Origin of the sequence: Vibrio sp. V31_P5A7T61, from assembly GCF_009904895.1 — a bacterium.
GTDB classification, from domain to species: Bacteria; Pseudomonadota; Gammaproteobacteria; order Enterobacterales; family Vibrionaceae; genus Vibrio; species Vibrio metschnikovii.
The window spans coordinates 180,713-190,821 of record NZ_WXWI01000057.1 but is presented as its reverse complement, the minus strand read 5'-3'; the positions used below and the strand labels follow the sequence as shown (position 1 = coordinate 190,821).

The following is a 10,109-nucleotide window of genomic DNA, read 5'->3' as shown; positions in this document are numbered from 1 at the left end:
TCCAACAGAACGATAATGAATTGACTGTGCCGATAGTGCTAAAAGCCCTATCAATTTGGTCACTCAGTTCATTGAAACCGAAGTGCTTATTGCTAAGCATTTTGATTATCATCAACGAGTGCCCACACAGATTGATTGGTTTAAATTGTTAAAGAGCTGGCTTGCGAATCTCTCGTTGAGCTTCGAAGCGGAGGTGAATTCTAGCGAGTTAATTTGAAGAGTCAAACACTTTTTCACTTTTTCAAATTTTCTTTTTTAGAAGCTTTCCCTCAACCAACACTGCCTGAAGCCTTGCGGCGTCTGCCGTGTCAGTGAGGGCGCATTATAGGGAGTTCGATAAACTTGGCAAGCGTAAATTTTAAATTTTCCCGAAAAAAAACGCTGTTTGCGCAAATAACCAGCAAGCCATTATTTACCTACCACTTATCATCATATAGCCAACATATTACCCACACCTTCCTGTGGATAACTAATCATCACTGTCAAAGAAATAGGAAATCCGAGCTCTTGGATTTAAGTAATCACGAATGTTATCAGGAAGCTTATGTGGCAAAATTGCACTCAGGATTTTTATTTCCTTATCGGCGAGATCGATAATTGGCGCTTGTGTTCTAGGAACCGAAGGATCATAAATCAATACATTCGGCGATAATAGCTGCTTAGCATTGACGGATATCACCAAGCCTATAGCATGATTCGACAATTGCACTACTGTACCTGGTGGATATACCCCCATAAATTTCACTAAAATACTTAAGTTTTCCTGGTTATAAAGATGCTTGGCATTTTTATATAGATAAGAAAGTGCGATATAAGGAATTTTTTGCTCGCTGGCAATCGCTGGATGACACAGATTATCAAATGCATTCGCAACCGAAATGACTTGAGCTAATTCATCAATATCGGCTTCTTTAAGACCTTTAGGGTATCCAGAACCATCGCTTAACTCATGGTGCTGCTCAATAACAATTTTTGCGCTTTCTGGAAAAGCTTCAAAACTACTCACCATTTCTAAGCCATATTTTGTGTGTAGCTTAAGATAATTTTTCTCTGGTTCAGTGAGCGGAGTGGTTTTACGTACAATCGCACTCGGTACTCTTATTTTACCAATGTCATGAAATAGTGCTGCAAAAGCAATTTGTTTGATTTGTTGCTCTGTGAGCCCTTTAGCTTTAGCGATCATCATTGAGATCACCGAAACATTCAGTGAATGGAAATAGATATCTTCAAATTCACTTTTACTATTCATTAAGTGCAAAGTGACATTCTCATCACTCAATAACTTGTCGACGATCTCTTCAACTAAGGCACTGGCTTCATCAATAGCATCAGCTGGGCGACTACGAATTTTATTCATAATTGCTCGCATACGCGCCAAAGAACGTTCGAACTCTTTTTCACACTCTAATACTTGGCGACGATAACGATTGAGTTTCTCTATCCGCTGTTCTTTCTCCTGCCAGAGCTTATCCGCCTGTTCATCAAGATCCGTCGGTTCTGCTACTGTTTGAGACTCACTATCGAGAGGTAAAGGCGAAGTATCACTTTGTGCGGGATTTAAAAAGACGTGCTGTATGCCCAAGTGCTTGATCAACTGAATTTGTTCAATGGACTGAATTTTAAAACTATTAAATAAGAAAGGATGCTCATTCCATTTAACTGGTAAGCGAATATGTAAACCTGGCTGCAATCTATCGACGGTGATTTTTATGCTTGTACTTGCCACGATCAGGACCAACAAAATAGAATTTTTTCTAGTGTAGGAGATACGCAGGGCAAGATCACCCTCAGAGGTCGCTAACTGTGCTTGCGGTTAACATATTAGCGGCATGAAATTGAAAATATCGATGTGGTTGCTTCAGAAACAACAAAGCCCCGACTTTCGTCGAGGCTTTGTTGTATAAATAATGGTACCGATGGGCGGACTTGAACCGCCACTCCCGAAGGAAACGGATTTTGAATCCGTCGTGTCTACCAATTTCACCACATCGGCATCTTGGCTATTGCCATCTGATGTTCGGAATTATACGTAAGAACGACGCTAGCGCAATAACAAAATATTGAAAAACAAATCGTTTGCTGAATATTTCGCCACAACGCCTCTTGTTTTTCTAACTCTCTTTCCAGAGCGACAAACTACCGATATGCTGATGGTCATTTATCGCACTTTACACAGACGACTATGAATAAAACTTCAACCTTACTGTCAGCCGGATTTTTCCGCCGATTGACCGCTCTACTCTATGATTCATTGATTGTTGTTTCTTTGTTGATCGTCGCGGGCGGTATGATAATGGTTATTTTAGAAACCTTAGTCGCCATTGGTGTCCTAAGTTATGGCCCTTATCAAAATGTCAGCCAATTTTTAACTCGTCATCCCACTTTCAGTCCAGCCTATACCTTGTATCTGGCCTCTATTTGGATTTACTTTTTTGTTTATTGTTGGACCAAGCATGGGCAAACCTTAGGTATGAAAGCATCGAAGATCTTGGTCCGTAATCAAGACGGTAGCTTAATTACGACCACACAAGCTCTTATTCGGCTTGCAACTGCAGGGCTAGGATTAGGGAATCTAACCGTGCTGATTGATCCACAAAAACGCAGTTTTCAAGATATATGGGCGAAGACAGAAGTGGTTGTAGTCAATCAATCTCGTTGAAACGCATAACCAAGCTACGTTGAGCTCTAAAAAGAAAGGTATCTTGCTCGAAACAAAGAAAGGGGAGATAAATTATCTCCCCTTTCTTTGTTTCATTCTACAACTTACGACGTAATAACATAACGGCAATCGTGAGAAAGACCAAGCTAGGGGCAATAGCACCAAAAGCTGGGGGGAAACCGTAAACTAAGCTTAATGGACCAAAAAACTCACTGGAAATGTAAAAAGTGAAACCCGCAATCACCCCAGAAAGAATTCTCGCTCCCATGGTTACGCTGCGCAGTGGACCAAAAATAAATGACAATGCCATCAACATCATCACACCAATCGAGAATGGTTGAGTCAATTTACGCCACAAGGCTAATTCATAACGAGAGGCGTCTTGCTCAGAGGCTTTCAAGTAATGTACATAATCGTAAAGGCCGCTTAAGGCGAGCTCTTCAGGTTTAACCGTCACAACCGCTAATTTATCGGGTGCTAAAGCCGTACGCCATTGGTAGACATCTAAATACTGTTTGGTTAAAACCACATTATCTTGTAAATCAGTTATTTGTACTTGTTTCATTAACCAATGATTATCACCTAGATAATCCACCTGTTCAGCAAATACCACATGACGAAGCTGTTTCTGCTCATCAAAACGCCACATATTCAGACCATAGAGGCGTTCATTATCAATCTTCGCAACAAAGATAAAATCATTGGCGTCTCTGGCCCATACACCTGTCCTTACGGAAAGGATATTACCACCAGAGGTTGCGAAGGCGCGCATATCACGCGCCATTTTTTGAGCTTGAGGAGCGCCCCATTCACCCAGTAACGTAACAATAATCATTAAGGGAATCGCGGTTTTGAGCACCGATAAACCGATATCTAATTTAGAAAAGCCAGAGGCTTGCATCACCACTAATTCTGAACTGGCGGCTAAGGCTCCTAAACCGATGAGCGCACCCAGTAGCGCCGCCATAGGAAAAAACATTTCCACATCACGCGGCACACTTAACAGCACAAAAAACAAGGCTTGCAAAAGATCATAGCTGCCATCGCCAACTTTTCTTAACTGTTCAACATATTTAATAATGCCGGACAAGCCCACGAAGGTCACCAGTACAAGAGTTGTGGTAGCAATAATAGTTCGCCCGATATACCAATCTAAAATTTTAAACACGAATTAGGCCACCTTGCGCTTTGGTCTGAATTTGTCTTTCATCTTTCTTACCCATACGCTATCCAAGGTATTTGCAATAATCGCTGCAAATAACAAGGCGGCGTTGATGGGCCACATACCGATTTCAATCGGAATCGTTCCATCTTCTAAAGCCGATTTCATGGCGCTGATGGTTAAGAAATAGGTTAAATAAATCAAAATGGCGGGGCCCATTTTGGCGAATCGTCCCTGTCTCGGATTGACTGCCGACAGTGGCACCACTAACATTGTTAATAGTGGAATACACAATACCAATGAAATACGCCATTGCAGCTCTGCTTGCGCACGCGAGTCAGGATTCCGAATCAGAGCTAAAGTCGGCGTTTCTTGCCAATCACGTCCTTTAGCCTTGACCGAGCGTTGACCAATTAAGCCTTCGTATTGATCAAAACGCGTGATCATATAGTCTAATCGCGTCGGAACCCCTTCATAACGAACCCCATTATGCATAGTGATCATCTGCCGGCCATCACTCAATTCTTTGACTTCGCCAGAATCAGAAAACATCACGCTAGGTAAAATCGATTGACGGGGGGCAAGCTGTGCGACAAAAACATTCTGTAACTTTCTATTTTCGATGTTATCAATAAAAACCACTGATGAACCATCTGGCGAGCGCTGAAATTGACCTTTTTGTAATAAATCAACGCTACTTTCCGCCGCTAACTGTTCAATGAGTTGAGCTTCTTTATCTTGGCTCCATGGCGATAACCAAAAAGCATTAAAAGCCGCGGCACTTGAGGTAATGATCGCTAAGTAAAGCGCGGCGCGGATCAGAAACTTATTGCCGATACCCGTTGCGTTCATTACGGTGATTTCGCTTTCTGCGTACAAGCGACCAAAGGTCAGCAGAATACCGATGTATAAGCTCAGCGGCAGCATGAGCAATCCCATCGCTGGCATATTTAACGCGACGATTGATAGGATCATTCGCGCAGGAATTTCACCATCCGAAGCATCAGCGAGAACACGAATGAATTTTTGGCTCAAAAACACTAAAAACAGCACGAAAAAGATCGCAAACTGGCTCTTTAATGTCTCTCTGATCAAATATCTAACAATAATCACGCTGAAATAACCTATGCAAAACTTGTTTTTTTGATTGAATCACTATAATTTCCCGTTGAACCTTTTATTTTTTTAAAATTTCGCTATCTGTTAGAACACCTAAACTATAGGTTGATCCATTAACGGATTCATCAAGTAAGAATGCATTATCTAACATTTAGTTCTATTTGTCTTTAGGATGTAGGAGTACGCATGGAGTTCAGTGTTAAAAGTGGTAGCCCAGAAAAACAACGCAGTGCATGCATTGTGGTGGGGGTTTTTGAACCACGCCGACTTTCTCCAGTAGCAGAACAGCTTGATAAAATCAGTGATGGCTACATCAGTTCACTATTGCGTCGCGGTGATCTAGAAGGAAAACCGGGCCAGATGCTGCTGTTGCATCAAGTTCCGGGAGTCTTGTCTGAACGAGTATTACTGGTTGGCTGTGGTAAAGAGCGTGAACTGGGTGAACGTCAATATAAAGAGATCATCCAAAAAACCATTAGCACTCTTAACGAAACTGGCTCAATGGAAGCGGTATGCTTCTTAACTGAGTTACACGTTAAAGGCCGCGACACCTACTGGAAAGTTCGTCAAGCCGTAGAAGCAACTAAAGATGGTTTGTATACCTTTGATCAATTTAAAAGTGTTAAGCCAGAAACTCGTCGCCCACTGCGTAAGCTGGTATTTAATGTTCCAACTCGCCGAGAATTAAGCTTAGGTGAACGAGCCATCAACCATGGTTTAGCGATTGCTTCTGGTGTGAAAGCCAGTAAAGATCTTGGTAATATGCCACCGAATATCGCCAACCCAGCCTATTTGGCTTCTCAAGCCCGTCGTTTAGCGGACGATTATCCGACCATCACCACCAAAATCATTGGTGAAGAAGAGATGGAAAAACTCGGTATGACGTCTTATTTAGCGGTAGGCCGAGGTTCGAAAAATGAATCCATGATGTCGGTGATCGAATATAAAGGACACGCAGACCCAACAGCAAAACCGATTGTGCTGGTTGGTAAAGGCTTAACCTTTGATTCAGGCGGTATCTCACTCAAACCAGGCGAAGCCATGGATGAGATGAAATACGACATGTGTGGCGCAGCTTCAGTGTTTGGTGCCATGAAGGCACTGGCAAAGCTGAATCTACCCATTAATGTGGTGGGTATTTTGGCTGGTTGTGAAAATATGCCTGGCAGTAATGCCTATCGCCCAGGCGATATCCTGACTACCATGTCAGGCCAAACCGTTGAAGTATTGAATACCGATGCTGAAGGGCGATTAGTACTGTGTGATGCTCTAACTTATGTTGAGCGTTTTGAACCCGATTGCGTCATTGATGTCGCAACCTTAACGGGAGCTTGCGTCATTGCTCTTGGTCATCACATCAGTGCCGTTATGTCGAACCATAACCCTCTGGCTCATGAGTTGATCAACGCCTCTGAGCAATCGAGTGATCGTGCTTGGCGTTTACCGCTAGCAGATGAATATCATGAACAATTAAAGAGCCCGTTTGCTGATATGGCTAATATCGGCGGTCGTCCAGGTGGTGCCATCACCGCAGGATGTTTCTTATCGAAGTTTACCAAGAAATATAACTGGGCACATATTGATGTGGCTGGTACAGCTTGGAAATCGGGTGCAGCCAAAGGTTCGACTGGACGTCCAGTCTCGATGTTAGTGCAATTTCTCCTCAATCGTAGTGGCCACGATAGCGAGGAATAAACCTCAAAAAAGGGCCAAACGGCCCTTTTTTATTGCAATCAATGTGAGGTAACCAATGGCAACCGCAACCTTTTATTTAATTGCTAATGATAGCCCTCAAGCGACCATTACAGGATTTGAGCACTATATTGTTTACCTAGCGCACCATTTTGCTCGGCAAGGTGCCAAGGTGTACGTACATTGCCAAGACCAGCTTCACGCAGAACAGTTAGCGGAACGCTTTTGGCAAGTTGAGCCCACTCAGTTTATCGCTCATAACCTGATCGGTGAAGGTCCCAAATATGGCACTCCGATTGAGATTGGTTATCACGGAGTGAAGCCAAGCTACAACCGCCAATTGGTAATAAATCTGGCCGATAATCATACAACCTTTGCGAACGCCTTTAGAGAGGTGGTAGACTTCGTCCCCTGCGAAGAAAAAACCAAGCAGCTGGCACGTGAACGATATAAAATCTATCGTCAAGCAGGCTATCAGTTACAAACTGTCGAGCTACAGCATCCGTAGGTCAAACCTTATAGTTAAGGCGATCTTGACCAAGATCCTTCACTTATGAAGTTTGACTAAGATTAACCATTCACAGTATCCATTTAAGAGCACTATGGAAAAGACATATAACCCAACAGCAATCGAACAAGCTCTCTATCAGACTTGGGAAGAGAACGGCTACTTTAAGCCACACGGTGACACTTCAAAGCCAGCGTACAGCATTATGATCCCGCCACCGAACGTCACTGGTAGCCTTCATATGGGTCACGCTTTCCAAGATACCATCATGGATACTTTGATCCGTTGCGAGCGCATGAAGGGTAAAAATACCTTATGGCAAGTTGGAACGGATCACGCCGGTATCGCTACCCAAATGGTCGTTGAACGCAAAATTGCTGCAGAAGAAGGCAAAACGAAGCATGATTATGGTCGTGAAGCGTTTATCGACAAGATTTGGGAGTGGAAGGCTGAATCTGGCGGTACGATTACTCAACAGCTACGTCGTCTAGGGGCTTCCGTCGATTGGGAGCGTGAACGCTTTACCATGGACGATGGCCTATCAAATGCCGTGCAAGAAGTGTTTGTTCGTTTGTATGAAGATGATTTGATCTATCGTGGCAAACGTCTTGTTAACTGGGATCCAAAACTGCACACCGCGATTTCCGATCTTGAAGTTGAAAATAAAGATATCAAAGGCCACATGTGGCATTTCCGCTATCCGTTAGCCGATGGCATTAAAACTGCGGACGGTAAAGATTATATCGTCGTCGCCACCACTCGTCCTGAAACCATGCTCGGTGATACTGGTGTCGCGGTTAACCCTGAAGATCCTCGTTACCAAGCATTGATCGGTAAAGAAATTTTACTCCCTATCGTCAATCGCCGCATTCCTATCGTTGCCGATGAGCACGCCGATATGGAAAAAGGCACGGGTTGTGTAAAAATCACTCCAGCTCATGACTTCAATGACTATGAAGTGGGTAAACGCCATCAATTACCGATGATCAACATTCTCACCTTTGATGCCAACATTCGTGATGCTGCCGAAGTGTTTAATAGTAATGGCGAAGCAAGTGATGTGTACAGCAGTGAGCTTCCAGAAAAATACCACGGTATGGAGCGTTTTGCCGCACGCAAAGCAATCGTTGCTGAATTTGCCGAACTGGGCTTACTGGATGAAATCAAAGATCATGATCTAACCGTACCGTACGGTGATCGTGGTGGTGTCGTAATTGAACCGATGCTGACCGATCAATGGTATGTGCGCACAGCTCCGTTAGCAAAAACAGCCGTCGAAGCCGTCGAAAACGGTGACATCCAGTTTGTGCCTAAGCAGTACGAAAACATGTACTTCTCTTGGATGCGCGACGTACAAGATTGGTGTATTTCTCGTCAGCTATGGTGGGGACATCGTATTCCGGCTTGGTATGATAATGATGGCAACGTTTATGTCGGTCGTGATGAACAAGAAGTCCGTGCCAAACATAACCTTGCACCAGTCGTAGTGCTTAAGCAAGATAACGATGTGTTAGATACGTGGTTCTCCTCTGCCCTCTGGACGTTTGGTACACAAGGCTGGCCAGAAAATACCGATGCACTAAAAACCTTCCATCCATCAGATGTATTGGTGACAGGCTTTGACATTATTTTCTTCTGGGTAGCACGGATGATCATGATGACCATGCATTTCTGTAAAGATGAACATGGCAAACCTCAAGTCCCATTTAAAACCGTTTATGTCACCGGCCTTATCCGTGATGAAAATGGCGATAAAATGTCAAAATCGAAAGGTAATGTCCTCGATCCTATCGATATGATCGATGGTATTGATCTAGAGTCATTAGTTGAGAAACGTTGTGGCAACATGATGCAGCCTCAACTTGCCGCTAAAATCGAGAAAAACACGCGTAAAACGTTTGAAAACGGTATCGAACCTTATGGAACCGACGCACTGCGCTTCACGCTAGCAGCCATGGCTTCAACCGGTCGTGATATTAACTGGGATATGAAACGCTTAGAGGGCTACCGTAACTTCTGTAATAAGTTGTGGAATGCCAGCCGTTACGTGTTAATGAATACCGAAGCGCAAGACTGTGGCTTTACTGCTGGTGAGATCGAGTACTCACTGGCCGACAAGTGGATTGAATCCCAGTTTGAGCTAGCAGCCAAAGAGTTTAATAACCATATCAATAATTTCCGATTAGATATGGCTGCAAATACCTTATACGAGTTTATCTGGAACCAATTCTGTGACTGGTATCTAGAGCTAACCAAACCCATTCTTTGGAAAGGGTCTGAAGCTCAGCAACGCGGTACGCGTCGCACCCTTATTACCGTTCTCGAAAAAACACTGCGTTTGGCTCACCCGGTGATCCCTTATATTACCGAAACCATCTGGCAAAGCATCAAGCCTCTGGTTGACGGGGTTGAGGGCGAGACCATCATGCTCCAAGCACTACCTCAATATAATCCAGAGAACTTTAATCAACAGGCACTGGATGATATTGAATGGGTAAAAGCCTTTATTACCAGCATTCGTAACCTACGTGCTGAATATGACATTAATCCGGGCAAACCTTTATCGGTAATGTTAAAAGTTGCTAGCGAAGAAGATGCCGCACGCGTTGAAGCCAATAAACCTGTGCTGATTTCTCTCGCCAAACTTGAGTCCGTACAAGTGATTGAAAGCAATGAAGTAACGCCAGCTTGTGCTACCGCACTGGTCGGCAAATCAGAATTGATGATCCCGATGGCAGGATTGATTGATAAGCAAGCTGAACTTGAGCGTCTAGCGAAAGAAATCGCCAAAACCGAAGGCGAGATCAAACGCATCGAAGGCAAACTGAGCAATCAAGGGTTTGTCGCTAAAGCCCCAGAAGCAGTGGTTGCTGTCGAGCGTGACAAACTCAATGGCTATCAAGAAACCCTGGTGAAGTTAATCGAACAAAAAGCCACTATCAGCGCTTTATAAATTTCATCTTTACCTA

At 43.7% G+C, this 10,109-nt stretch carries 7 protein-coding genes and 1 tRNA gene; 4 read left to right on the top strand and 4 right to left on the bottom strand.

Annotation, left to right across the window (positions count from 1 at the left end; genetic code table 11):
* Positions 1-469 precede the first annotated feature (469 nt).
* Positions 470-1,726, bottom strand: a complete 1,257-nt coding sequence (locus tag CAG58_RS13195; protein ID WP_004394611.1) for an HD-GYP domain-containing protein — start codon at positions 1,724-1,726, stop codon at positions 470-472.
* 182 nt (positions 1,727-1,908) lie between these two features.
* Positions 1,909-1,993, bottom strand: a tRNA-Leu gene (locus tag CAG58_RS13190).
* Between the two features lie 189 nt (positions 1,994-2,182).
* Between CAG58_RS13190 and CAG58_RS13185 the strand changes: the two genes are divergently transcribed.
* Positions 2,183-2,659, top strand: coding sequence for an RDD family protein (locus tag CAG58_RS13185; RefSeq protein WP_161426508.1), 477 nt, complete (start codon positions 2,183-2,185; stop codon positions 2,657-2,659).
* 97 nt (positions 2,660-2,756) lie between these two features.
* Here the strand turns inward: CAG58_RS13185 and lptG are convergent, their stop codons facing one another.
* Together lptG and lptF are read right to left on the bottom strand one after the other, a co-directional pair.
* The gene (lptG, locus tag CAG58_RS13180) at positions 2,757-3,827 is read right to left on the bottom strand and encodes an LPS export ABC transporter permease LptG (RefSeq protein WP_004394610.1); all 1,071 of its coding nucleotides are present in this window, start codon (positions 3,825-3,827) and stop codon (positions 2,757-2,759) included.
* 3 nt (positions 3,828-3,830) lie between these two features.
* Entirely contained in the window at positions 3,831-4,934 is a 1,104-nt protein-coding gene (gene lptF / locus CAG58_RS13175; protein ID WP_004394609.1) for an LPS export ABC transporter permease LptF, read from the bottom strand.
* 192 nt (positions 4,935-5,126) lie between these two features.
* On the opposite strand from lptF, the gene pepA reads away from it, so the two are divergent.
* The 3 genes from pepA (at position 5,127) to CAG58_RS13160 (ending at position 10,093) form a co-directional block, all read left to right on the top strand.
* Positions 5,127-6,635, top strand: a complete 1,509-nt coding sequence (pepA, locus tag CAG58_RS13170) for a leucyl aminopeptidase (protein ID WP_004394608.1) — start codon at positions 5,127-5,129, stop codon at positions 6,633-6,635.
* A 55-nt stretch (positions 6,636-6,690) separates the two neighbouring features.
* Positions 6,691-7,140: a DNA polymerase III subunit chi gene (locus CAG58_RS13165; RefSeq protein WP_158138932.1), complete on the top strand. Its 450-nt coding sequence runs from the start codon at positions 6,691-6,693 to the stop codon at positions 7,138-7,140.
* Positions 7,141-7,234: 94 nt separating this feature from the next.
* Positions 7,235-10,093, top strand: a complete 2,859-nt coding sequence (locus CAG58_RS13160) for a valine--tRNA ligase (protein ID WP_161426688.1) — start codon at positions 7,235-7,237, stop codon at positions 10,091-10,093.
* Positions 10,094-10,109 lie beyond the last annotated feature (16 nt).